General features: G+C 41.3%; 27 protein-coding genes. 4 read left to right on the plus strand and 23 right to left on the minus strand.

The features are described from left to right. Nucleotides 1-41 precede the first annotated feature (41 nt). From HQN86_RS10230 to HQN86_RS10295, 14 genes are all read right to left on the minus strand, one after another. Complete coding sequence (locus HQN86_RS10230) at nt 42-887, minus strand: glycoside hydrolase family 16 protein (protein ID WP_246269531.1); 846 nt, start codon at nt 885-887, stop codon at nt 42-44. 77 nt (nt 888-964) lie between these two features. Continuing rightward, complete coding sequence (locus tag HQN86_RS10235) at nt 965-1,327, minus strand: nuclear transport factor 2 family protein (RefSeq protein ID WP_172660884.1); 363 nt, start codon at nt 1,325-1,327, stop codon at nt 965-967. 147 nt (nt 1,328-1,474) lie between these two features. Then, nucleotides 1,475-2,668 (minus strand): winged helix-turn-helix domain-containing protein, encoded by a 1,194-nt coding sequence (locus tag HQN86_RS10240; RefSeq protein WP_172660885.1) that lies wholly within the window; start codon nt 2,666-2,668, stop codon nt 1,475-1,477. Nucleotides 2,669-2,676: 8 nt separating this feature from the next. Next, nucleotides 2,677-3,123, minus strand: a complete 447-nt coding sequence (locus HQN86_RS10245; protein ID WP_172660886.1) for a GNAT family N-acetyltransferase — start codon at nt 3,121-3,123, stop codon at nt 2,677-2,679. Nucleotides 3,124-3,173: 50 nt separating this feature from the next. Beyond that, entirely contained in the window at nt 3,174-5,528 is a 2,355-nt protein-coding gene (locus HQN86_RS10250; protein WP_172660887.1) for a hypothetical protein, read from the minus strand. 258 nt (nt 5,529-5,786) lie between these two features. Continuing rightward, the gene (locus HQN86_RS10255) at nt 5,787-6,176 is read right to left on the minus strand and encodes a DoxX family protein (RefSeq protein WP_172660888.1); all 390 of its coding nucleotides are present in this window, start codon (nt 6,174-6,176) and stop codon (nt 5,787-5,789) included. Between the two features lie 42 nt (nt 6,177-6,218). Beyond that, nucleotides 6,219-7,025: a DUF1223 domain-containing protein gene (locus tag HQN86_RS10260; protein WP_172660889.1), complete on the minus strand. Its 807-nt coding sequence runs from the start codon at nt 7,023-7,025 to the stop codon at nt 6,219-6,221. A gap of 122 nt (nt 7,026-7,147) precedes the next feature. After that, nucleotides 7,148-7,909, minus strand: coding sequence for a LytR/AlgR family response regulator transcription factor (locus tag HQN86_RS10265; RefSeq protein WP_172660890.1), 762 nt, complete (start codon nt 7,907-7,909; stop codon nt 7,148-7,150). Further along, on the minus strand, nt 7,890-8,900 hold the full coding sequence (locus tag HQN86_RS10270; protein WP_216854373.1) for a sensor histidine kinase: 1,011 nt from the start codon (nt 8,898-8,900) through the stop codon (nt 7,890-7,892). Before HQN86_RS10270 ends, HQN86_RS10265 begins: the two co-directional genes overlap by 20 nt. Nucleotides 8,901-8,926: 26 nt before the next feature. Then, nucleotides 8,927-9,307, minus strand: a complete 381-nt coding sequence (locus tag HQN86_RS10275; protein ID WP_172660892.1) for a winged helix-turn-helix transcriptional regulator — start codon at nt 9,305-9,307, stop codon at nt 8,927-8,929. A 49-nt stretch (nt 9,308-9,356) separates the two neighbouring features. Beyond that, on the minus strand, nt 9,357-10,097 hold the full coding sequence (locus tag HQN86_RS10280; RefSeq protein ID WP_172660893.1) for an SDR family oxidoreductase: 741 nt from the start codon (nt 10,095-10,097) through the stop codon (nt 9,357-9,359). Nucleotides 10,098-10,243: 146 nt separating this feature from the next. Next, complete coding sequence (locus HQN86_RS10285; RefSeq protein WP_172660894.1) at nt 10,244-10,696, minus strand: organic hydroperoxide resistance protein; 453 nt, start codon at nt 10,694-10,696, stop codon at nt 10,244-10,246. Nucleotides 10,697-10,748: 52 nt separating this feature from the next. Next, nucleotides 10,749-11,795: an alpha/beta hydrolase gene (locus HQN86_RS10290; RefSeq protein ID WP_172660895.1), complete on the minus strand. Its 1,047-nt coding sequence runs from the start codon at nt 11,793-11,795 to the stop codon at nt 10,749-10,751. Nucleotides 11,796-11,931: 136 nt separating this feature from the next. After that, nucleotides 11,932-12,117: a hypothetical protein gene (locus tag HQN86_RS10295; RefSeq protein WP_172660896.1), complete on the minus strand. Its 186-nt coding sequence runs from the start codon at nt 12,115-12,117 to the stop codon at nt 11,932-11,934. A gap of 520 nt (nt 12,118-12,637) precedes the next feature. On the opposite strand from HQN86_RS10295, the gene HQN86_RS10300 reads away from it, so the two are divergent. Next, nucleotides 12,638-13,177, plus strand: a complete 540-nt coding sequence (locus HQN86_RS10300; RefSeq protein WP_172660897.1) for a glycosyl-4,4'-diaponeurosporenoate acyltransferase CrtO family protein — start codon at nt 12,638-12,640, stop codon at nt 13,175-13,177. On the opposite strand, the gene HQN86_RS10305 is transcribed toward HQN86_RS10300, so the two are convergent. The 3 genes from HQN86_RS10305 to HQN86_RS10315 all read right to left on the minus strand — a co-directional run bounded on the left by HQN86_RS10305 (nt 13,157) and on the right by HQN86_RS10315 (nt 15,642). After that, the gene (locus HQN86_RS10305; protein ID WP_172660898.1) at nt 13,157-13,537 is read right to left on the minus strand and encodes a DUF1801 domain-containing protein; all 381 of its coding nucleotides are present in this window, start codon (nt 13,535-13,537) and stop codon (nt 13,157-13,159) included. The genes HQN86_RS10300 and HQN86_RS10305 overlap by 21 nt on opposite strands. A gap of 48 nt (nt 13,538-13,585) precedes the next feature. Beyond that, nucleotides 13,586-14,155: a dihydrofolate reductase family protein gene (locus tag HQN86_RS10310; RefSeq protein ID WP_172660899.1), complete on the minus strand. Its 570-nt coding sequence runs from the start codon at nt 14,153-14,155 to the stop codon at nt 13,586-13,588. Nucleotides 14,156-14,250: 95 nt separating this feature from the next. Next, nucleotides 14,251-15,642 (minus strand): S41 family peptidase, encoded by a 1,392-nt coding sequence (locus HQN86_RS10315; protein WP_172660900.1) that lies wholly within the window; start codon nt 15,640-15,642, stop codon nt 14,251-14,253. Nucleotides 15,643-15,887: 245 nt separating this feature from the next. On the opposite strand from HQN86_RS10315, the gene HQN86_RS10320 reads away from it, so the two are divergent. Continuing rightward, nucleotides 15,888-16,199, plus strand: coding sequence for a hypothetical protein (locus tag HQN86_RS10320; RefSeq protein ID WP_048903995.1), 312 nt, complete (start codon nt 15,888-15,890; stop codon nt 16,197-16,199). Nucleotides 16,200-16,358: 159 nt separating this feature from the next. On the opposite strand, the gene HQN86_RS10325 is transcribed toward HQN86_RS10320, so the two are convergent. Next, nucleotides 16,359-16,559, minus strand: coding sequence for a hypothetical protein (locus tag HQN86_RS10325; protein WP_172660901.1), 201 nt, complete (start codon nt 16,557-16,559; stop codon nt 16,359-16,361). A gap of 126 nt (nt 16,560-16,685) precedes the next feature. Here HQN86_RS10325 and HQN86_RS10330 point away from each other — a divergent pair, with 126 nt between their 5' ends. After that, nucleotides 16,686-17,048, plus strand: coding sequence for a colicin immunity domain-containing protein (locus HQN86_RS10330; RefSeq protein ID WP_172660902.1), 363 nt, complete (start codon nt 16,686-16,688; stop codon nt 17,046-17,048). Between the two features lie 350 nt (nt 17,049-17,398). Further along, nucleotides 17,399-18,289 carry a winged helix-turn-helix domain-containing protein gene (locus tag HQN86_RS10335; RefSeq protein ID WP_172660903.1) on the plus strand — a complete coding sequence of 297 codons (891 nt, stop codon included), beginning with the start codon at nt 17,399-17,401 and terminating at the stop codon, nt 18,287-18,289. On the opposite strand, the gene HQN86_RS10340 is transcribed toward HQN86_RS10335, so the two are convergent. Genes HQN86_RS10340 through HQN86_RS10360 form a run of 5 tightly spaced genes read right to left on the minus strand, consistent with a single transcriptional unit; the run spans nt 18,279 to nt 24,840 of the window. Then, complete coding sequence (locus HQN86_RS10340) at nt 18,279-19,049, minus strand: glucosamine-6-phosphate deaminase (protein WP_317171690.1); 771 nt, start codon at nt 19,047-19,049, stop codon at nt 18,279-18,281. The two genes, HQN86_RS10335 and HQN86_RS10340, sit on opposite strands and share 11 nt — an antisense overlap. A 13-nt stretch (nt 19,050-19,062) precedes the next feature. Next, complete coding sequence (gene nagA / locus HQN86_RS10345) at nt 19,063-20,250, minus strand: N-acetylglucosamine-6-phosphate deacetylase (RefSeq protein ID WP_172660904.1); 1,188 nt, start codon at nt 20,248-20,250, stop codon at nt 19,063-19,065. Nucleotides 20,251-20,261: 11 nt separating this feature from the next. Further along, the gene (locus HQN86_RS10350; RefSeq protein WP_246269535.1) at nt 20,262-21,809 is read right to left on the minus strand and encodes a family 20 glycosylhydrolase; all 1,548 of its coding nucleotides are present in this window, start codon (nt 21,807-21,809) and stop codon (nt 20,262-20,264) included. Nucleotides 21,810-21,860: 51 nt separating this feature from the next. After that, nucleotides 21,861-23,369, minus strand: a complete 1,509-nt coding sequence (locus HQN86_RS10355) for a CBM96 family carbohydrate-binding protein (protein ID WP_172660905.1) — start codon at nt 23,367-23,369, stop codon at nt 21,861-21,863. A gap of 13 nt (nt 23,370-23,382) precedes the next feature. Beyond that, complete coding sequence (locus HQN86_RS10360) at nt 23,383-24,840, minus strand: RagB/SusD family nutrient uptake outer membrane protein (RefSeq protein WP_172660906.1); 1,458 nt, start codon at nt 24,838-24,840, stop codon at nt 23,383-23,385. Between the last annotated feature and the right edge of the window lies 1 nt (nt 24,841).

Raw genomic sequence — 24,841 nt, forward strand, 5'->3', positions numbered from 1 at the left:
CACCTTTTTCCAACCATCACTAAACACAAACCGAAAGCTGGCTACTTCTGATAAACACGTACATAATCAACTTCAAAACGGTTGGGGAATTTGGTGTTTTCAAGACCACCTCCATTGGTACCTCCCATGGCCAGGTTCAACAGCATGTAATGAGGTTGTTTAAATGGATGTGTATTACTGCCATCTTTATTGTAAAGACTATCCATATCTACTTTAATCAGCAGCTGCTCATCTATATATAAGGCGATGTCTTTTTCTGTCCAGTCCATTCGCCAGATATGGAATTTTGAGACCCATTCGGGTCCACCCAATTCTATGATGGACTTGGAATTGCTGTGCCATTCCGCCTGATATTTTTTTGAAGTCCCAACAGCAATATTGGCCAGTAATTTCCCTCTGTAATATTCCATCATGTCTATTTCGCCATTGGAAGGCCATTCTCCGGATACACCGAGCGTCCACCATGCCGGCCAAAGCCCGGAGCTTACATCAATTTTACCCCGCATCACAAAACGACCATATTGCCAGGAATGTTTACCGGCGGTTTTTATGCTTGACGAAGTATATTCCGCATTTTCTCGGTTACTTCTCCAATCCCCGGATTCCTTTTTAAAACCTGGGTTAGGTCTGGTTTCCTTTCTTCCTTCAATAACAAGCAGCCCGTTTTCACACCAGGCATTATCCTGTTGATACCATTGGGCTTCTTCGTTGCGTACAAAGCCCTGCTCGTGCGTCCAACTTGTAGCATCAGGTTTACCATTGTTGTTAAATTCATCTGCCCAGACCAATTTATAACCTTCTTTTGTGTAAATCGATTCCGGATCCGCTTTCTGCGCGGATACATTTACCGTTCCGCCAAGGGCAAAAGCAAAAAGGATGCAAGTCATTTTATTTACCATATTCATTTCTAATACAAGTGATATGCATCCCTTAAGGTAATCATTCTGAGTTTTATTCCAACATTTTAACCCATTCTATAGAAAAATTCGTCGGCTACGATTTTACCATCTTTAACTTCATACACACAAATCTCGCTCATCGGCATTCTACCATGCTCTTTGTAGGTGGCGTCTATATCCATAACTATAGAAAAATGGTTGTCCGCAACAAGCGGATCTGAGGTCGATGCACTATGAATTTCTGCTACGCTTTGTTCCCAATGCAACGTTTTATTTTTAACGGCCTCCTTGCCTTCCGTCAATTCCATTGGAGATCCTTTCGGCTCTTTACTAACTACATTGTCTGCATACAGTTCATCAATGGCTTCTGCGTGCTTGCCTTCACGGCAAAGCTGTACTAATTTGTCAGCTACTTCCTGAGTATTCATACGATTATATTTAAGTTATCTCTAAGTTATTACAAATCTGCCTTTTAATTGTTTCCCAAATGTTACGTTTGGGTTATTTTGGCACTGATCGGAAATAAAAACCAGAATGCTGTAGATGGAGCTTTTTTATAAAGATTTGATAACAATCTATTCAGAAAAACTTTTGCTGATCGAATCCAGATAACTTTCATTGTTGGACCGTTTGAAAACAATGTCCTTACATTGGTTGAATTGAGCGAATGCTTTTAAAGCTTGAACAAACTTTTCAATAATGCGCTGCTCAAGATCCACGGATTCAAAATGGATGTTATGAACGATCAGCATTTTTTGTTTGCGGTCGGCTTTGGCATCCATCCTTGCGATAAAAGTTTCCCCTGCCAGTACAGGAAGTGAAAAATAACCGTACAGGCGTTTAGGGGCAGGCACAAAACATTCGATCTGGTAATCGAAATTAAAAAAGTCCTTTAAGCGGTGACGGAAGACATTGAGGATGTCGAAGGGCGAAAGAATGAAAACATCGTTGGAAAGTTTAACGTTAATTTCCTGATCGGGGAGCATATAGAGCGGGCCTTTCAAGCCTTCTACAATTACCATTTTTACTTTTCCTTCCTGAATAATTTTTTCCAGTTCCTTTTTAACCAGGTTGCCTTTCACACGACGGGCACGCCAGGCCATTTCCTTGGCAGAACAGATACCCAGTGCGCCTAGAGTGCGGTAGATCACAAAACGAGCGTATTCCTCATCTGTAGGCATGGTGAGGTCTGTTTCCTCCGGCACTAAATTAAAGGGTAAATCATAGGTTTTCTGAAAGGCTTTAGTCCGGCTGATCATCAATTTGCCGTTCAGGTAAAGTCTTTCCAAGGCAACCTTAGCGGGTCTCCAGTCCCACCAGCCGGAGCTTGCTGCTAAGCGGTCGTTCTCGAAATCTCCAACCATTAGCGCCCCTTCCCTTTCCACCCGGTCCAGAATCTGTTTCATTAAATTAACTTCCGGCTTAGTGAGCGGTTTTCCTTGCGTTTCAAAGGCCTTTTTTACAGGCAGGGAAAAGCGGAAATCCCCCATCGGAAGATAACCTGCATCTGAGCTGAAGTATTCATAAATTCGGCCATCCTCGCTAAGGTTGGCCAGCCATTCTGTTTGATAATCCGGTATACGTGCAGCCATCACATGATGATGGGCACGTTCAACAACATAATTTGTATCCAACTGCACAAAACCGAGATGATCAATTACGTTATAAACAGCTTCTACTCCAGTTCCGAATTGTGCTTTTCGGGCGAGCCCGGCGGCATCAAGGATGATCTTCCGTGCCTGTGACTGGGTAAGGACAATAGATTCCATCTAAAACCTTAAAGCTGATAATCAAAATGCACCACATCCTCCTGGATCCCACCCGTCGACCGGTAAAAGTCGATAGCATGCTGGTCTGCAAGATCGGCCTGCACAAAAACAAACTTACATCCATGCCCCTTGCAAAACGACTTGAGCTCCTCTATTAGCCTCCTGCCAACACCTTTGCGCTGCCATGCTACTTCAACAGCCAAATCGTATATATAAACTTCAGGGGCAGCATAATATATGGAAGGCATCATGTAAGCTGTCATTCCACCAACTACGTTTTCATAATCGTCAAGCGCACTAAAAAAAACGATCTGCTGATTTTCCAGCAAGGTTTGCAAATAAGCAACCGATGGCATTTCAAAATTCTGCATTTCAAATACCCGCTCATATACCCCAACCAGGGCCATTAGCTGTTTGATATCTGAAGATTCTAATTTCCGATAAGTAATTTTCATAAACGTATAACGTAAATTCCCGGACTACCCACCAAGATACTAATACATTTCTATTTTGAGATGATTTCAGGACTGCTGATTGTTTTAATGATAAACCTGTTTGTCAGTTCATTTTCATCAGGAAATCCGCAATCAAATTTAATGGTATGCTTTCCAGACTTAAGGCTTGGAATGGGCTGTTTTAATGCAATTTCGTTCTTAAAACTCCCCTTATTATCATAAATTTTAAGAGTTGTTCCATTGCATACAACTGAGTTTCCTGCTTCATATTCGCCCGGCAATTCAAGTTTAAAATATCCATCTAATTCAATCCACGGATTACTGATTACACCTTCTTTTCCCATAAAAGTAAGGGTAAAATTTAAGGGTTGTTCTGCATTACCATTTACAAACTGCCATTCCGAAAAGGTTGGTTGTCCAGGCTGAAGCACCTGCTTAGTATGTTCAAATTTGAATTTTTTAAATGGATATAGTTTCCAACCCTCGTTATTATGTTCCAGATGAAAATCGTTTTCCGGATTCTTTAATCTTGTCAATTGATCAGGAGAGAAAATTTTCTTTTTATAAGCATCCTGCCAAAGCTTGATCAGAGCTAATAGCTGAGTAGTATTTGGATTTTTTTGCAAATTTTTATAGCGTGCAACCAAAGCAAAACCTGCATGGTAACCGGCAGCTCTTGCCATCATCCATTCGATGTCATCTGCCGTTGTTGTTGAAGAAAGTAAAAACCATCCCAGCATATTAGGCATGTAATTTCTTTCCAAAAAAGGTTGGTTTTCCAAACGAAAATCTCCCTGGGATTCACGAAATCCGCCATACCATGGTTCTCCCCAGTTCCAATAATGACAAATATGCCAATAATAATGACTGGAACGACTTGTGCCGTTAACCAAGGTCTGCTTGGTATCCTTGAAAACCTTTTCGGCAAAAGCCTGCATACCATAATCACCTTCCCCCGAGGATAGACATCCTTCATGACCATCAAAATCCATCTGGCTAACCCCAGTTTCAGTAAAAAAACGACCTAAATTCCCTGCAATTTCCTGTTGAAGGCTAAAATTTGTAAAAAGCGTGTTATAGGGATAATCCATCATCATCCCTACTGCTGCCCCTTTTTCCTGAGCGGATGCTTTTGTTCCATAAGCACCTCGCTGGCAATCCAACAATTTGAATGGGCGTTCTGATGTCACTTCACGGAAACGGATAATTTCTTCACCGATTTGAACAGCATGTAATGTACTTGGCTTTATGTTCTTAAAATACTCATTAGATTCAACAACAATTTCAGTAGCAGACGATGTGATGTTTTCTGTTAGTATGGAGGAACCAGTTAAAGCAAGGCGCTTGTCGGGCAGCGGTGTAACATAAGGATCATTCGTATTGATAAAATTACTAAGTGTGTGTACACCTATACGAATCCCTTTTTTTGATGCTTTATCAACACAAACTTTCATTCCCGCATTCCCATTTGGGAAACTTGCAGGATTTAAAACAAAATGGCCCCAGGATTGAAACGGACTTTCATGGTAAACGGACATGAGTTCTGCCTGTTTTGCATAATTCAATAAGGTATCTATATTACTTTCATCAAAATCCGCAATCATGTAGGCCCTCCCGGTTTCAGGGGACTGTTTATGCCAAACCCCGTTAATCAATGGATGTGGAAGCCCCTCGGCAAGCTCAATTGTTCCGATACGAGATAGCACTTGATTTTCGGAACATCCAAAAAGGGCAATCTTTGAACCTATTGTAGTTTCATTGGGTATTGCATTAACCGGCATATTCGGATATTGATTCCAAACCGTGATTTTGCGGTCTTTTGATCGATCCAGACTGAATGCCTGTAAACTACTCCCATAGGACTGACTAACCGCCACCGAACCTCGCGAATAATCCGCCCCTTCAGCATTTTTTAAAACACCTCCAATGGTTTTTACGTTTAATGATTGAAGCCCGATCGCATATTCACCATCACGTACCACCCCAACCACTTCTCCAATCGTTTGCCCAATAATAGTTGGATATGCGCCCCAGACAACTGCATTTACTTTATCTTTTGTGTTCAAACGAATTAATTCGAAAACAAGGTGGGTTTTCTTTTGGACAACTTTTATTTCTGCGGAAACCTTGGCCTTCATAAAATTCAGGATAATGACACCTGATTTACTATTAAATACAGCTTGAGCCGGCTCTTCCCATTCCTCGGCGACACGAACACTTAATAAAGGGGCCTTTTCTCCGATAGCAAGGTAATTTTTTCCAGTCTTAGGATTTAGCATTGCGGCGACCTGACCAGTCTGGGAAATGCTGAGGCTCAGATCGTCTGTTTTTAGATTGATTTGCTGCGCAGATGCATTAAAAAATTGGACCAAAAGTGTAAAAATAACCAGGACAGTTTTTTTCATGAATAAAAAGGAATCTAATTTATACTTCGGTTTTCACCAGTAAAAGAAATGAAATTGAATAAATAATAAAGCTAAAATATAAATAGAATCCCTGATAAACTATTCAAATTTTGACACTTGTTGATGCTTTTTTGACCTATGGCGCTGAAGTTATGGCTTTCAATTTTGAACTTTTTGAACAAGATGCATATCAAAAGATTTTTGTTTCTTTTGCTTTTCGTAATGGCAAAAGCGCCGGCGTGACCCAGGCTTGAAATCTTACTCAATTTTTTGGTAAGCCACCGGATAGCGCTTTCTGAACATCGCGTAGGTCGCACTGACCATCACTAAGGCTACCACGGCATCTGTGGCTGTCCCAACACCAATGACGGCTACTTTTGACCCGAATGCGAAGATAATATCAAAGAAGATTCCGGCAAATACCCATTCTTTTAATCTCAGCAATTTGTCGGGAATCAGGAGCACGATGACGCCCGATATTTTAGCCACCCCCAGCAGGTAAATAAAATGCGCAGGGTAACCAAGTTGCTGGGTAATTTCCCAAACCAAAGCATTTTTGGTCAGTTCAAAGAATCCGCTTGCACCGAACCATAGGGAAGTTAAAACGATGCCGATCCAGAAGGTTATGTTTGTTGTTTTGGTATTCATGATTTCTATATTTATGTACTGTCTTACTTAAGTGTTTGCTATTTACTTTACCTTAATGTCTTTAAATTCGCCGGCGGTGACTATTGCCCTGGTGGCGCTGTGTATGGCGCTGCTTTTTCTATCCTGCAGCAGACCGATGATTTCCCATCCTGTTGCGCTGTATGCTTTGGGTAGTTCAATGCTAATCTTGCCTTTTTCGGGTTGATCCAGCTGGAAAGTCTGTAAGCTCCTTACAATCTGCGCATGACTCAATGTACGGCCTTCATTTTCCCCACGTTTGATCTGATGAACTGCGTTCTTTTGAACGATCGCGATCAGCAGTTCATCGTCAGTTGTTTTTCCGGTTACCTGGTAATTGAGGCTCATTTTTGCGCCCTGCTGCTTGCCCTGCAGTTGCAGTGTGTTGACTGCGCTACCGCTAATGCCACTTGCTATGGCATAATTCATCGCTGACGCATTGGAACCTACGAATTCCGTTTTACCATTAACCACTACTTGCGGTGTGTAAACCTGTGCACGAAGCTTGCTTGCATACTGATACTGACGTTTGCTGTAATCCGGATTGCTAAACACATCACGCCAGCCCTGGTTATCCCAGTAATCTACATGGTAAGACAAAGCATAAACGGGTTTGTCTCCGGCTTCGCGCTGCACTTTAGCCAATAGCTCGTCTGCTGGCGGACAGCTGGAACAGCCTTCGGAAGTAAAGAGTTCGAGAACGACGAAGCCATCCCCTTTTATCGTTTGTGAGATAGATGATTTGGAGGCCATTGATCTATTGGCCAGGGTCGCGGTCAGCAATAAGATGACGGCTAATGCACAAAGCATGGTGAGTTGTATCCTTTTCATAATTTGAATCTTTAATTTGATCCAAACTTAGGGACTAAGGATACCCAAAAACAGGAGATTCGGGTTGAATCGGACAATTGGGATCGCCACATAGACAGGGCGACCCTTCAATTGGATTGTTGTTAACGGTTCTCCATCCAGGATAAGAAAGAGGTCGATTTTTCCTTATTGATAAGCAGTTTATCCGGAGTTTCGATTACCAATTTCACATATAGCTTACGCAGGAAATAATGCTCAATCTCCTTAATTGCACTGAAGTTGATCAGGTATTGTCGGTTCACCCTAAAAAACTGCTTTTGTGAAACCGAGCCGGTAATCTGATCCAGGGATTGGTTCAGGGAAAATTCTTGTCCGTCGAAGCACATGATCGAAGTGGACTCATTCCGGATGTAGAAATAGGCGATCTGTGCGATCTGTACTGTGGTATATTTCTGGTGCTTGAATACCAGGAAACTCGTCTTCTCCGCAGGTTGAACCATCTGGATCAGCAGGTCGCTCAGATCCGGAATCGTCTTTTGCTGAAAGAAGTTTTTCAGGTCATCCACTTTTTTCATGGCCCCGGCAATATCTTCTTTTGAAAATGGCTTCAGCACGTAATCCACTCCGTTACGCTTAAAAGCCTCAAGCGAATACTCGTCAAAGGCTGTACAAAAAACCACCGGGCAGCTAATTGTTACCGATTTGAAAATCTCAAAGCTGAGGCCATCTGCCAGCTGAACGTCCATGAAAATCAGGTCGGGCTGTGGTCCTTTGGATAACGCCGCTACCGACTCTTCGATACTTTGGTACGCGCCCGTGATTTTGGCATTGGGTCGGAGTTCCCGGAGTATATTTTCCAATGATTTGGCGGTTCGTAATTCGTCCTCAATGATGATGATGTTCATAGATTAATGGAAGTTTGATTTGAAATAATTGCTGGTCGTCCAGGATCTCCACTTTCCTGTCCAGCAAATGACTGTACTTGAGTTCAATATTTTTGAGACCAACTCCCAGAGAGCTTTCCTCGTTATTCTTTAGCTGTATCTGATTCTCCACTACCAGCATTCCTGCTTCGCGGTAGATACTGATGTTTAATGGCCGATGTAAGGAGACGATGTTATGTTTCAGGCAATTCTCCACAAGCAGTTGTAGGGTAAATGGCGGAATAAGCGTTTCCAGCACTTCATCATCCAGTTTGTTGGTAAATATAAAACCATCATCAAACCTGGCCTTTTGCAGGAAAAGATAGGCGTTGAGGATATCCATCTCTTCACGAACGTGAATGAGATCCAGCTTGCGGCTCTCTAAGGTGTATCGGTAAAAGTTAGCCAGTTTCAGGATGAAATCTACCGACTGCTCATCATTGCTCTCTACCATGGCTTTCAGGGTATTCAGACTGTTGAAAAGGAAATGCGGATTGACCTGTTGTTTGAGCAGGTCATACTGCGCGCTGAGGTTGTCGTTTCTGAAGCGCTCCAACTCCATATTTACGTGTTGGTTCTCATAGTTCTGCTGCAGCAGGTTTAAAAACATATAGAAGACCAGGTTAATCAAGATCCCCCGAACCTCTACCATCAGCATCGTGGGGCCAAATTCAATATGGGAAAGTATTAGCTGCTGGATATAAGCCAGTGCGAGCATTACAGCGAGTCCGAATAACAGGGACTTCAGTAGTTTACGGTAAGAGATCTGCTGACCCTGGGTCTTATTGCTTTTTCGCGAAAGCATATAGATATTGAAGTACCACATCGTTACCGCAAAAGCCGCTGTGATACCTGCATTCACCGCAGCTTCTAAAAGATTGAACTGATGGGAAGCAAGTTGAGGCACTGAAGACAATACCCCCAGCACGATAGAACTGCTCCATATAATGGTATTTGATATCTTGAAATTCATTTTTTTCATGGATAAGCCAGGTGAGGTTAATCTGCCATTCTTATTTTTTCACGATGCTGCTTGCCCCATCGGATCATCTCCAGGATAATGGCCCCAAAAGAAAGGCAATAGTCTGTTTCACTGTATTCGACCAGCACTGGTGTTGAGGGTGTGACGGTTCTTTTGATCAGTTTATTGGCTTCCATATCCTTCAATTCCCTTGAAAGCATCCGGGTAGTGATACCCGGAATGCTTCTTTGTATGTCGCGAAAGCGCCTGTTGCCGTTACAGATCGAATTGATGATCATTAGCCTCCATTTTCCGCCCATGACGTACATGGTATCCTGCAGTGCCTGGATTTCTTCCTTTTGATTTCTGGGATCGGAAAGTATTTCTCCCGACTTACGGATAAGTTCTTCATTACTCATGATGTACTACTGGTTAAGGATTGCTTGCAAGATACTAAGATACGAAAGCTTATAAACTCATTCCCCCGTCCATCACGATTTCCGCACCGGTGATAAAACCGGAAGCCTCTCCGGCGAAATAAGCCACCATTTTAGCAACATCATCCGCAGCACCTATTTTCCGGAGCGGAATGCGCTCAATCATCCAGTCATCCAGGCCTTGTCGGCTGGCCTGGTCAAGTCCGAGTTTATTTAGAATCTCGGTCTGCGTTGGTCCTGGACTTACCGCATTCACACGTATCCCCCGCGGAGCCAATTCTACAGCTGCGATCTTCATTATTGAGTTCAGCGCCGTTTTGCCCGAGCTGTAGATAGAGGAGTTGGCTCCGCTCATGCTCGCCACGTTCGAGGAGAGGAAAACTACCGACGCACCATCATTCAGAATTGGAATAAAGCGGCTCAGCGTAAAGTATGCTCCCTTAAAATTGACATCCATCACATAGTCGAAATCCCGCTCGGTTGCATTTTCAATCCCTGCACCTGCCAAAACTCCTGCATTAATGAACAGGATATCGATCCTGTCATATTGTGCGCTCACTTTTTCAGCAAGTTCTTCAATAGCCGAGACCCGGCCCTGATCACTCACAAAACCGGTTACACCCAGATCTGCTGCCGCTTTTTGCAGCGCATCTTCGCGTCTTCCGGTAATGATGACTTCCGCGCCCTGTAATTTTAATTCTTTCGCAGTCGCATATCCGATACCACTGTTCCCTCCTGTGATGAGGGCTATTTTTCCTTTTAGCGTTTCCATATTTTTCTATTGTAAATTTGAACAAAAATAAAATGCATTTGGTATAATTTTGTTACCAGTATAATCAATGATACCAGCTAAAGCATTATTCCTGACATCATTCCGACAATACAATAGCATCATTTTATCTGCTCATATCCAGTGGTTTATACGGTTACTGAAATTTCTACATTGATATTGTTTCTGCTTGCTTTTGAATAAGGACAGGTCTGATGAGCAGCCGCTACAATGCCGGTTGCTTCTTCAACAGAAAGACCTGGGAGGTTAACCTGTAACCTGGCCTGTAAGGCAAAGCCCTCTTCTCCTGTTCCCAGGTCAACTTCAGTGTCTACAGAGGTTCCTTCCGGAAGTTTGATTTTTGCAGCAGCGGCATTGTGCTGCATGGCACCGATGAAACAGGCAGACCAGCCGGCAGCGAACAGTTGCTCGGGATTGGTGCCTTTGCCAATACTTCCCGGAGTAGACAGTTCGATGTCTAAACGCCCATCTGTGCTCTTTGCTTTACCTTCGCGGCCTCCGGTGATGTGTACTTTTCCAGTGTATAATACTTTAGTGATTGCAGATCCGCCAGTGGCGGTTAAAACTGTTTGATTTTTCATTGTATTTGAATATTTAAATTTTTGAATGATGATGATTGTGAGTTATTCATGTTTATCGGGTCCATGTGGCAACCTCAAGGATAGCATCCGCGAAAGCTTGCGGGGCTTCCTGCGGAAGGTTATGGCCAACGCCACCGTTAATGTTATGGTGTGCATATTTTCCTTTAAAGCGAATGGCATAGACGCTCGGATCGGGATGCGGCGCTCCGTTGGCATCCCCTTCCAGGGTTACTGTAGGCACGGTAATGTAAGGAGCAGTAGCGAGTTTAGATTCCAGGGCATCATATTTAGCTTCTCCTTTAGTGATCCCTAATCTCCAACGGTAATTGTCAATCACGATTTGTACGTGATCAGGGTTTTTGAAGGATGCTGCAGAACGGCTATAAGTCTCCTCGCTGAATTTCCAGGTTGGCGAGGCCGTCTGCCAGATCAGTTTGTTGAACTCAGCGGTATTTACCTGATACCCCGCCTGGCCACGATCTGTAGCAAAGTAGTACTGGTACCACCATGACAGCTCGGCTTGTGGTTTAAGCGGCGCCTTGTTACCAGCCTGGCTGCCGATTAGGTAGCCGCTCACAGAAACCAGTCCTTTCACGCGATCCGGCCATAATGCGGCCATGATATCTGCGGTACGTGCACCCCAATCAAATCCGCCGACGATGGCATTTTTGATTTTCAAAGCATCCATAAAGGCAATCATGTCCACGGCAAGGGCAGATTGCTGACCGTTACGTGGCGTTGCAGCAGACAGAAAGCGCGTGCTGCCATAACCGCGCAGGTAAGGGATGAGCACCCTATAGCCTTTAGCGGTCAAGATTTCGGATACCTCTTTGTAACTGTAAATGTCATATGGCCAGCCATGAAGAAGCAGAACGGGCTCACCATTGGCCGGACCCGCCTCTACATAACCAATATTGAGTACACCTGCCTTTATTTGTTTGATGTGATTAAAAGGGTCCTCGAGCTGCCTGAGCGTACTGTTCTCAGCTATCGTGATTGGTTTTGCTGTAGCTGAAGAAAATAAAATCAGCTGTAGCGCTGCAAATATAAAGGCTAGTCTTCCTAAGCAGTGGCGAGGGGATATAGATTGATTTTTCATTGTATTTTGTTTAGTATTTGTTGATTGATAAGGTAAATTTAGTGCTGCCGGGACCTGAGAAAAATTACAACCGGGCTGAAGTAGACAAGCTTAGACGCCAACCAGGCATTTGGGGGGGTCGAACATTATGCTCAATTTACTCCGATGGTCGTTTTTTCTTTTTCAGCTGAATGGTGATCATACCGCAGCTTTGTGGATCCCGTTCAAATCTCGCCGTAGATATTGCGAGTACAGAAGCGAAGGCGATCATAGCTGCCGCAAGCCGCCTCCTGATTTCAACTGCCAGGTCCCGGGCCGAAAATAAAAAGATGCTAGTTTTCATAATTACTGTTTATTAGGTGATTTGATACCCCAAAACTACCAGGACAGGCTATGAAAAAACGAGTAAAAAACCTTGGGTCAGACAAATCGGGCCATGACCCAGACAGCCTGGTGGCTGAATTTTCTCCGAAAGCAATCTTCAAAAAAATCCCCCAAGGGATTTTCGATTTGGCTTCTTTATAGGAATATATTAAATTTAGCAACGACCGACTTACAAAGCCAGTTAGCATCAGCACCGTTTATGAAATTTTTTGTACTATTTATTTTGTCTTTCCTATTGGTATCTGCCCTACCATTTCTCTGGAATCAATTTTCATTTGTTAAAGCAGGCTTTCCCTTTCCTTACCTGCAAAGAATGACCTTTGAGAATTCAGAATTCACATCCACAACAATCTCGTTTGTAAGGGTAAATTTTGCGTATGATTTGATTTTAGTAGGGATTTTTGTTTGGGTATTCTATAAATTCAGCGCAACCATAAAAGGTCACACTTCATCTAAGCGTCCTTTTGAGAAATAAATGAATGAGAAAAACCTTAATTTTAATTTTAATTGCAATCGCCACAATTGCCTCAATTTATACCCTGGTCCATTATATTAAAATGGATGGATTTTCATTCTCCTGGATTCTGAACTTCCTGCTGATGTTGTTTGTTGTTGTTTTTACCGGAGCACTAAAAAGTCCACTTGGTTCTCCCTACTTTAACGAAAAGGAATGGGAAGGGAGAGGAAAAACATATGAATATCTCGGAATAAATTTTTTTCGAAAACTATTGGTTTGGGTTGGCTGGGAAAAGGTGATCAGAAAATCCAATCCCATAGAAAAAAACACCAAAGCTTTAGTGAATTTGCATTATCAGACAAAAAAATCTGAACTAGACCACTTAATTATCCTGCTGATCGTCCTGGGTTTTAATGTTTTTGTGGCATTCGAATTTGGAGTGCTCAAATCATTGTGGTTACTCATATTAAATGTTTTACTAAACCTTTATCCGATTTTTCTTCAACGATATAATCGGCCAAGAATAAAACGAGCTATAAATTTAAGTAAACGAGCTATCTAATCTGATCGCTTCTTTTAAAAGCTTTTTTATTGGATTTTCATCAATCTCCTCTGCGGTTTGATAGATTTTATAAAAAATTTGCTTGTTTGTTCCATGAGACAGAAAGTGATCATGGTCATTTAATTTATGTCCATACCAAAAACCTAAAAGAACGCCTTTTTTGATACCTCCCCTGGGAACAGTTGAAGGCCAAATAATACATATCCCTTTGTTGCCATAAAAAAACGGAACATTGTATGAGATTTTCTCTTTACAGTATTCAGGAAGAGATTCAATAATTATCTGTCGCAATACGTCGACAATTATTTTTTCTTCTTCAGGAAGGATAGTAAACAGATCAACAAGGTTTCTGATTTTCATTGGAATTGGTTTTGCTACATGTATTGCCTATTCAAACTCAGTGATAGATTATTTTTTCAGCGACCCCAGATGCTTATAAGTATTGAGCAGCACACCTGTTGGTGTGGTCGATGTGCTAACGAATTCGAGCTCACGCGCGTCAAAGCTGTCAGAAAGAATGCGTTTGCCTTTACCCAGTAATACCGGGTATACAATCAGGATAACCTCATCTATCAATCCCGCGTTGAGTAGCAAAGGTGTCAGTGATATACTTCCGGAAACGACCAGATCGGGTCCGTCGGTCAACTTGAGTTTGCGAAGCTCCTCGATGAAATCTTCTCCAAGATCTTTCACTGGTCCCCATTTAAGGCTTTCCGGTCTGTGCGTCACTACGTGTTTGGTTGCAGCGTTTATAGCGTTCGCCATCGGAAAGTCTCCGGCATTTGGCCAATAGCCCAACCACTCATCGTATGTGCGTCGGCCAATCAGCAGGTCAAAACCAGGACCGTATGCGTCAAGAAGCATAGCCAATCCGTCAGAGGTCCGGTATGGTGCAGTCCATGCGCCATATGCATAGTTTTTGTCGTGCTCAATCACGCCGTCAAGCGAGATATGTTCGAAAATTCTGATCTTTCTCATTTTGATGCTATTTAGTATAATGATGATTCAAATTTAAAGAGGACAGGCTAGCTGTGTGAGGTGTAATTGCGACAATATAAGGGTGTTTTTCTCCTCTAACGCGCAATATCCTTTAACACCCAATCCATCTCCAGGTCCTTATTTGCTAAATAATCCTCAATAGTGTAGGAAATTGATACATCAGGCATTAATCCACGCCCGTCAATGTTTGTAATGTCACCAAAATAGGCCGGCATGTTGCCATAAGCGAGTGAAAGTTTACTGGTGGGAAGCGTCATATTTTTGATTATCCCTGCAGTCCAGACATTTTTACTGCCTCCGGTTTCTTCACCAACAAAAGTTACGTTTTTTAGGTTTCGCATATTTGCTGCCAGTAAACTGGATGCCGAAAAACTACCACCATTTATAAGTACATATATTTTGCCTTTAAATATGCTGGTATCAGGTGTAACAATGGGATAATTTAATTTAGATGCCTTTTTAACCCAGTCCCGTATTTTTGGATTATCATACAGTAACTTTTGCCGGCTTATTTCTGCCGGAAGCTTGTAGAAATAGGTTGGCGTATCTATTAAGAAACTATATATGCTTGATGCCCAACCGATTTCTCCTCCAGTGTTTCCGCGCAGGTCTATTATTAATGTTTTTAATTTTCTCTTTTGAATGTCCGCAAAAATACCGTGATACCCTTCATAATTAGCGCCATTAAAAAAGGTCTGGAGTTTAAGGTAGGCAATGCTACTATCAGCCGTTAATAATTTATACGCTGTATGTGGGGGCCGGGCAACACTACTGCTATCATAACCAGGTTTTTGAAAGGCATTTAGTGTGATTTGTTGCATACCTTTATTGGAACTGAGCTTAAAGTTCAAAGGTTCCCTTTTCGGATATAAAAAACGATAACGTTCTGCAAATAGGCCGCCGTTCATCAGGAACTCTTTATAGGTAGTATTATAACCATCTGAGGTAATGTAGTGGCTCAAGCTATCTATCAATTTAGCGGCTGGAACATCATTAATACTTAAGATCTCTGTACCCTTAGCTATTGTGGAATCGACAGATAAATTTTCGCTGATAAATAGCCTGTGTGCTATTACCCGGTAATTAAATTGATAAATAGGGTGCTGTAATGTTGGTTTCTTTAAAAATGCAATATCAGAGGCGGTAAATTTCGAGTAGTCTATGTTGATGGTTAAATGGCCATCGCCGATATAACTGATAACGCTTAATAGTTTAACATATAGACTTATGCTGGTAAGTGGTTGTTTTATGGTCATCCTTAAACTATCAAATTTATGGTCAAGATCTTTTTTACTGATATATAGATAAAGATTTGGATTTTCTTTTTCTAATGTGTTTTGCACGAGGTAAACATCTTTTTTAAGATCAGCGGGTTGATGCAGTTTTACAGACATTTCATCAAGATATTGCGCTTTACTATACGTACATAAAAGTAGCAGGCAGATAACTGAGATAAAATAATTCATCGACAAAATGGAATTTATTAAAGGTAATAATTATGGCCGTTTTTTAATACATGGACTTTGTTATCCACAAAACTGTATCGGCGCTCCGCAACTTGCGGAAAAATGCAACAGTATAATAAAACGAGCTAATCAGTAAACTACTGTAAATCAAACCCGTGCCAAAAAATTGATAGTTAGGCATTATTATGTAGCATACTCAAAACATAAATAACAAGAATATTTAGTTGAACTTTAATATAGTAATTATGAAAAAGATCATTTTATCAGCAGCAATTTTAGCTGTAGCAGGATTAACCTCAGTAAAAGCAAGCGAAATCAAAAATCCAGTGATGATTAGTGTTCATCAGGATAGTACAACCAAAACTCCGGTAGAATTAAAAGATCTTCCAGAACCAGTGCAAAAAACTTTGCAAACAGATCCAGTTAAAGAATGGACTCCAACAGCTGCATTTTTGGTAACAAATGCAGATAAATCAAGCTTTTACCAAATCGATGTTAAAAAAGGTGAGGAAACATCATCTTTGAAAATTGACAAAGACGGTAAAATAGTACAATAACATTTCATCTTAGTCAGAACCCCTGAATAGTTCTGATAAAATATAATCACAACAGCATTCCCTTAGTGATTGAAAAGGGCTGATGATGATTGAAAGGGGCTGCTTTTAAGCAGCCTTTTTTATGCATATATATTCCGATTAAGTGTTTACCAAAGATGACTACTTCACAAAATCAATACGCTGCACCAGATAGGCCTTTCCAAAGTTAGCTGGATCATGGGTTACTGTAGCTTTGATGAACTTCCATTTTGCTCGGCCTGACTGGTGGTTTAGCTCCCAGTTGTTACGTATTTCTAAAGCATTTTGCCATATTTTCTCCAATTGGTCTTTCACCGTCTGACTTGCGTAAGTGAGTTCCAATTTATCCCGGATATATTCATACTTATCATTCCATTATGCAGCAAAACCTGAATATGGAATTTCCAGATTATATCATAACAATGGAAAAAAGAAGCAATGAAAACCGCATGATCATAAAAGACGTAGATGACTAGTACATATTTTATGATAAATGAAATAAAGTTATTAGACAAAATACACTTGCAGAAGTATTTGCATCTGTTCTCGATGTTAAATTCCGGAAAAATTGAAATTGCCGAGTTCGAACAATTGTTTCTTGAAATCAAATCTCAGGATGAGTATGGGCAGTTGGGAAAGTTTGACGAGAGAATAGGAAAGGTTTTAGATACCCTCTATCTCGACATCAGATATTACTCACTGGCTTACTTGTATGATCCTGATGATTTTGTTAATGTTAATTTAATTAATTTTAATGAATGTGAGTTGATAAGAAGAGCAAAAGAGGCTTTTAAGAAGTTACAGAAACTGCAAAGCGTTAATAAAATTTAAGCTCAAACGTTCAATTTTTTTGCCTTCTTTTTGGGAGGTGCAGATCGTTAAGACCTGGCACTACTCTAGTCCGCTATATGTTCGGCTCTGGTCGAACAAGGTTCGAACAATTTCGGTCTCAGCGTGTAGCAAAAGGCGACTATATTATGTGTAACACTACCTGGACCAAAGGCCACCTAAGGCATGATACTCGTTTTCGGTGACGGCATGATAACCGTGCTGTACAAAACGTTTCTTTTATTTTTCATATCATTTCTAATTGATTAAGCGAAATTACTTTGACATATTTCAGCCTGAAGAGCTTAGATTGCAAATAAAAATGTAAACTTTGTAAATAAAATCTTGACATTATGCATGTTAACCGAAATCTCCTGTCCGGGAAACGCAAGTACCTGTTCGGGTTGTTGCTACTCTTGTTTATTTCTGTAATCTGCGTGGCTTTCAGTAGGAAGGATGGTGACGACTTTGATATCGCCAGGAGAGAAGTTTTGCTACGGAGGCTTGGACATGAGATACTCTTACAGTCGGGCGACAGTACATCAAGAGTGCTTCCGGTAAAAAAGATCGCAGAAAATGAATACCAGATCAGGTTTGAGAATGAGCTTACTTTTCAACCGGACTCTCTGGTGAATACTACTCAGCGCTTGTTGGGCAAAGATCAGCTGGCACGTGATTATGTTGTAAACGTAATGAACTGTAGCAATGCCAGTGTAGCCTATGGATACGCGATATCCAAAAATAAGAAAGATGATATTGTAGCATGCTTAGGAAGAAAACAGCCTAGAGCATGTTACATGATCAACATCAAATTTAAACCGACGGGCATAAATGTAGCAAAGAATGAATATTTTTTGGGAGGTCTGTCATTTTTAGCAGTTGTTGGGTTTTTCTTTTTGAGATCTGCTAAGCCGCGGAAGGCCTTACCTGAGAATGGGCATGCTGATATGTTCACTTTGGGCTCAGTGTTGTTCGACGTGAAGAATCGTAAGCTCATGACAAATGGAGAGACAACAGACCTGACCGGAACGGAAACCCGTGTACTGCGCATTTTCGCCTCGTCTCCTAACGAGATTATAGAGCGAAGTCGACTGCAAAAAGAGATATGGGAGGATGAGGGTGTTATTGTAGGTCGCAGTCTGGATATGTTCATATCAAAACTTAGAAAAAAATTGGAAATTGATCCGAATATCAAAATTGTTGTTGTTCGCGCCAAAGGATACAGGCTTGAGATTAGTTCTTAGAAGACTGAATGTATTTGCTGCTATCGGTATCCAGGAAAAGTACTGCCCCGTTATGTTTTCGTAATACAGTTGACGGAAAATCGCTACATATGGGCTTGGTTAGTGTATTTAACACAGCCTGTGCTTTTGCCTGTCCGGGTACCACACAATTGATAATCTTTGCACTCATTAGAACGGGGATTGTTAATGTTAGCGCCTGAGTAGGTACATCGTCTAGACTAGCAAAACAACCATCATTAACCTGCTGCTGCCTGCAGGGCAAATCTAATGTAACCACCTTTACGATTTCAGGATCACTAAAATTGGCAACGGGCGGATCATTAAAAGCAAGATGCCCATTTTCACCTATCCCCATACAAACGATATCAATCGGATGTTTTTCAAGTAATCTCGAATAACGTTTACATTCTGATTGAACGTCATCAACATTTCCATTCAAGTAGTTCACAGACTTAAAATTGAACTTATCAAATATGCGCTCTTTTAAAAAATTCCCAAATCTTTGGGTTGCATTTTCATCCAAATTGATATACTCATCCATATGAAAAGCATTTACGTGCTCCCATTTAATGTTCTCGTAAAAAAGCGCGCTCAAAAATTCATTTTGTGAAGGAGCTGCTGCAAATACGATATTAACGGAATCTTTATTTTTCAAAACAGCATTAATCTCGATGGCGAGCCGACTCGCTGCCGCAGCTCCCATTAATTTTCTTGACTTGTAAACCCGAAGCTCAGGCATGCTTAACTCTTTTTTTTTCACCACCAGATATAAATTAAATTGATTTTACATATATACTTTTCCCAGACACTATGGTTTGCATAATGTTCACATGATCATCGAAGATGACGATATCAGCGTCCTTACCTGCCACCAATGATCCTTTTCGATCTCCTATGCCGATTATATTTGCCGGACTAAGAGAAGCCATTTTAACGGCATCTTCCAGGGTAGCATCAGCCATTTCCACCATATTTCTAACCAGCTTATCCATCGTAGCAACACTACCCGCAAAGGCAGTTCTGTCTTTCAATTTAGCCACGTTATCTTCAACAATAACTTCCAGGCCATCACGTCGACTACCAAGAATACTTGGCCCTGGCGGCATACCTGCGGCGCGCATTGCATCAGTAACCAGTGCAGTTCGGTCTGCCCCTTTAATTTTGAGGACAAGCTTAAGTAACGGCGGAGGAAGGTGAATGCCATCAGCAATGATTTCTACAGTCATTGCATCAAGCAGATAGGCACTTTCTATCACTCCCGCATAACGGTATGCATTTCGCCTCGAAACACCCGACATACACGAGTAAAAATGTGTAGCATGAGTAAAACCTTTTTCAAATGCCGGCAATACCTCTTCGTATATTGCATTAGTATGTGCAATGGATGGCAAAATACCTTTTTCAGTCAGGTATTGAGCAAATTCTAAGGCTCCCTTAAGCTCAGGTGCTGCACTCCAGCGTTTAATAGCCTTAGAACCCGCAATAATCTCCTGATATTCTGCCGGATCCGGCGCCCTGATATATCTTGGATCTTGTGCCCCTCTTTGCTCCATAGAGAAATATGGTCCTTCAATATGTATCCCTATAAACTGTGCGCCTTTAACATTGCTGACATCGGCAGTTTCATAAACGCTTAAAGTATCAAGCAAATCCTGATGCTCACTACTTAATGTTGTAGGCATGAGTGCTGTTGTACCATGTTTAGCGTGTAATTCTGCAATTGCCAGAAAGCCATCCGGCTCGTTGTCCATAAAATCGTGACCACCACCACCATGAACGTGTAAATCAATAAATCCAGGTGCAATGTAATTACCCCTTACATTTATTTCTAATGCCCCTTCTACATGAATATCTGAGGTGCTTACGTCAAGAATCTTTCCCCCTTCAATAATGATACACCCCCCATTAATTATACGATGGGGAGTAATTATTTTACCATTATATAGCTTAATCTTTTCCATTTTCTTTAGTATTATTTAAGCCTCTTCAGCCTATCCAGCAATACCTTGATTTTCGCATTTCTAAGCTCATTTTCCTGAGCAATTTCTGAAGGGTACATGATCTCTGAATTGAGCGCTATAAACTTCTTATCCAGTTCTTTAGTAGGTAGCGCTTCAAGCTCAGGAATTAGTGCCTTAAGCTTTTCGGCGGTCATTTCCGGAGCATTTGCCCGGGATTCTATCGACTGATAAGTAAGATATTGTATACGGATGGCTGCCATTAAGCGGTAATGTTCAAACTCTTTTGCATTTTTAACGGGCTTAAGCTTCAGGAGTATAGCAGATGCTTTTTTGGTACTATCTAACATTTGATCAATACTTAAATCCGTATTGATCGGTTTTCCTTGTGTAATCTCGAAAGGAACCGCCGAAACCGCTTTCCAAAACGCATTAGCACTGTTTTCATCAAAACCATATTGCGATTTGGCATAACCGTAAATGAACTTTTCTGTATCAAGTGCCTTCCCGGACTTTATGGATTCAAGAAATGCCGCGATAAGCATATTAAATCCGCTGATAGGATAAACACGTCGGATTGCATAAAGATCTACGATATCCCTGGTGGTTTCAAACACGGGAGAATACAATCCGGAGGTAGACCAGGAAGTCATAATGATGCCTTTGTAGCCCAGCTCTTTTGCCAACGGAACAAAATCAGAAATATTTTTAAAGTGTTTTCCCCATTGGGTGAGAAAGTAATTATCGGGATGACTCCTTATTGATGGTGCTCCCCATACTTCAAAACCACTATGCATGAGTTTTTCATGGTCACCAAACATATTGATGTCCCATCCATAATTCCAGTCTATAAAAATGGTCTCTTTTGGTAAACCCTTTAATGCCTCCGGATATTTCAAAGCAATGTCTGCCCAAAGTACCGGTCTCTTACCCAATCCAACTACAACATCGCAAAGCATTTTGATATAATCGCCATATAGCCTTCCGATACCAACTGCTTTAATCTTCTTTTTGGATTCTTCTGAGTGTCCCAGCAGATAAGTCTCATCACCACCAATATGGATATAAGGAGAATTATGTGTAGAAATCAAGTCCTGATAAAGCGTGGTAAAAAGCTTTTTAGCCTCTGCCGCGCGAATTGGATTGACCTGAGAGTAATCTTTCTGATCTTCTCTCAGGTCTTTGTATTTGGGATTTCTAAGAATGTATTCAACATGTCCAAAGCTCTGTTGAAGTGGTATGACATCAAGTTTTATAGAAGCACAGTAAGCAATAAAAGCCTTTACTTCATCTCTTGTATAAGCAAAACGATTAGGAATCAAAGGTTCGTCCTGAAAAGGATAAGTTGCCTCCCATTCCATAACCAGCGTATTAATGCCACCCTTAACCAATTGCAGCGCAAGTTTTTTAAGAGCGGGCATAGGAATGGCCTGAATGCGCAAATCGAGATGAAATCCCCTTACCGGAAATGGTGAAACCGGATCGTTTAACCCTTTTTGAAATGCATTTGCATAGCCAAAAAATGTAGTTAAAAGCATTACAAGAAATACTGTTCTTTTCATAATTTATATTTTTGTTCGGACTTACTGGTTTAAGCAAATGCCAGGCAAAATCTATTTAATTGCGATATCCAGGCTGATGTCTGATTTAAAATACCCTCCGTTATGATCTCTTGCCTCAAAAATGATCTTATCCGTATTGCCCGATCCCCCATATAGGTATTTAATGGCTCCTTTTGCAATATCAGCCTGCGAAAAAGAGGCATTTGCAGCAAGTGGAATCCCATATTTAACTAAGAATCCGGCCGTAGGAACCTGTTTTACGGAGTAGGTAATGTTATGATCAGTTGTACCTTCCATTTTCAAATTAGCCAATGTTAACGGTGCAATCTGCTCAACGGCAGAAACATTAAGCACACTTACCTTGCCGAGTGTTAAAACTGTTTGCGGTGGAGAACTAATAGTAATATAAGAACTGTAAAGTCCATTAGAGAATTCTCTTGGGCGAACCTTAATAAAATTATCAACATTGTGTTTTAAAAACACGTTGATAAAGGTTTCATTATTTGCGTAAAGCTGACTAACTGCTGAGGTAACATCAAAAGAAACCCATCCAACTGTTTCTCCGGGAATAGATAAAGTTGACATAGGAACAGAATTGTAGGTCGGAGCATTGTTCCAGGTGATTGCATTTTCCACCCAATCTTTATTTTCACCTAAATGTGCAGAAAAGGAGAATGTGGTAGCAGGCGTTAACCCTGTGGTATACACATAAACATACATCTTTGCGGCGCCAATTTTGTCGCCAAAGCTTGGTTTTTCCAGTGGGTACTGCATTACACCAATACGACCAACAGTAGCATCTGCGGAACTTACCGCTTTTAAATCTATGGTTGCCACATCGTTGAAATTGGCATTTGAGTTACCAGAACCGCCGCGAACGTAAACGTCTTTAGCCACATTGATTTTTTGTGTAATCACATTCCCCCCCTCATCGGCCTCATCCGGTTTATCGTCCAGCAACCTGTAGAAAGTAAACTGAGCAGTAACCTGGGCTACGCCGTTGTTAAATTCCAGATCCTGCGACCGTACCACTGCCGCCGTGGATCCTAATGTTGAATTCTGATTAATTCTCAGCACATATTGATCAGATGCGTTTGATGTTCTGGAGTAGTAAATATAGTTTCCATTAATGGTTTCTATTTTTCTTGTCTCATCAAGACTAAGATCAGTGGATTTTAATTTCCCTTTTATGATCAGATCGCCCAACAGGTTTTTAAGAATAATGGGAGGTACCTGATCAACACTGGTATACCCTACCGTTGCCAAAAGCTGTTTAACCGCGGGATTGGTGAGCAGTACCATGGTATAATCCTCGCTTTTACCCAGCATATCCATCAAGCCCGAACGTTTCACTGCTGAAGCAAAGAGATCAAGTTCGGTTAAATCTGAACTGTGGTCTGCAAGTAGAAACTGTTGTATGGTTTGCTCCTTAAGGTTAGCACCTGCATGAGTTCCGTCACTATCTTCATTTTTCAAAAGCTCGAGTTTGCCACAACTTACAATTGTGAGCACACACATGCAGAGAAAAAGTACTTTTGGGTAAAGATTTAATTTTTTCATCTTTAAATATTTTTTATTGGTAATATGAATTTTGATCCAACAGTGGGTTTAATCTGATTTCGGTAAGGCTTAATGGCCACAGGAAGTTTTCAGTCTGACTAAGGCCATTGATGGGCTGCATTACTTTAATGGCCTTGCCTGTACGTACCAGATCAAACCATCTCTTGCCTTCGTAACAAAGTTCTCTGGCACGTTCATCAAGGATAAGATCTTCTATTTGATCGGTGGTAAATCCGCTGTAAGAATCTTCCGCATATGGCTGGGCCCCGGCTCTGCTTCTGATTTGATTTACCAGTACCATTGCTCCGGGAATGTTGCCGGTTTTATTGAGTGCTTCAGCACGTAACAACATGATATCGGCCAGGCGATAAATAATAATATTCTTATCGTCCTGCGTACCACGAACAAATCCAGATTTCTCAAAGAATTTTACGATACCCGAATTGGTATCGAAATTAATCTTTGAACGCAAATCCGTTGAGCTGAATTTACTAGATAGGTAACCACTGGCTTTGAAGAACGGCTGGAAACCAAGATCACCATATACCGTAATCAAAAATGATCGTGTGGCCCGCTCGGCAAAATTGTAATCGATTTCGAAAATTGATTCATTAGAAGCTCCTTTCGTAAACATCTGCGCATAAGCAGTATTGTCAATTAATGCCGGATTAACATTATAATCTACCGTTGACGAGGCACTATAAAGTGAAGCAAGTGAATAGGTTGAGCTGGTCAGAATTTTCTGTGAGGCCACAAGTGCATTCTCATATTGATGACGCCACATATAAAAATCAGTATACAAAGCATTAACTGCACCTAATGTAAACTGGGCCCGGGTTGCCGGAGCCGTTGTATAAGATGCAGGGATTGGCGCTAATGCTGCAGAATCAAGATCTGCCTGGATCTGGGCGTACACCGCAGCAGTATCTGAACGTGCAATGCTTACATTTTGTTTCGCATCTACAAAGGGTTCAGTTACCAGGGGTAATTTACCCCAAATACGGGTCATGTAAAAGTAACAGAAAGCGCGAATGGCAAAGGCCTGCCCTCTTACACTATTATATTCAGCAGCTTTCCCTAAATAAAGTCCTTTACCCTTCATTTCCAAAGTGTTCTTTAGGATTAAATTACTTTGATTAACAACCTGATAGAAACCACTCCAGTTTGCAATAGGCAGACTTGAGTTGAGGTTGTTTGTTAACAAATTCAAGGTCTGCGAGCTCAATGCCAGTGGATTTATGACTACATTATCAGCCCTTCCTTCGCCGTATAAAACAGACTCCGGCGCCATTGCTCCTTGTAAAAGGTTGTATGCACCATATAAAGCTGCCGTTGCCTGAGGTGTTTCGGTCCAGAAATTCGAACTGGAATAAGAAGTTGTTGGATCGATTTCTAATGCCTTCTTACAGCTGGATAAGAAAACCAAGGTGATCAGCATAAAGCTGTATATTTTATAATCTCTTCGTTTCATA

Source organism: Pedobacter panaciterrae (genome assembly GCF_013204795.1).
In the GTDB taxonomy this organism is placed as follows: domain Bacteria; phylum Bacteroidota; class Bacteroidia; order Sphingobacteriales; family Sphingobacteriaceae; genus Pedobacter; species Pedobacter panaciterrae.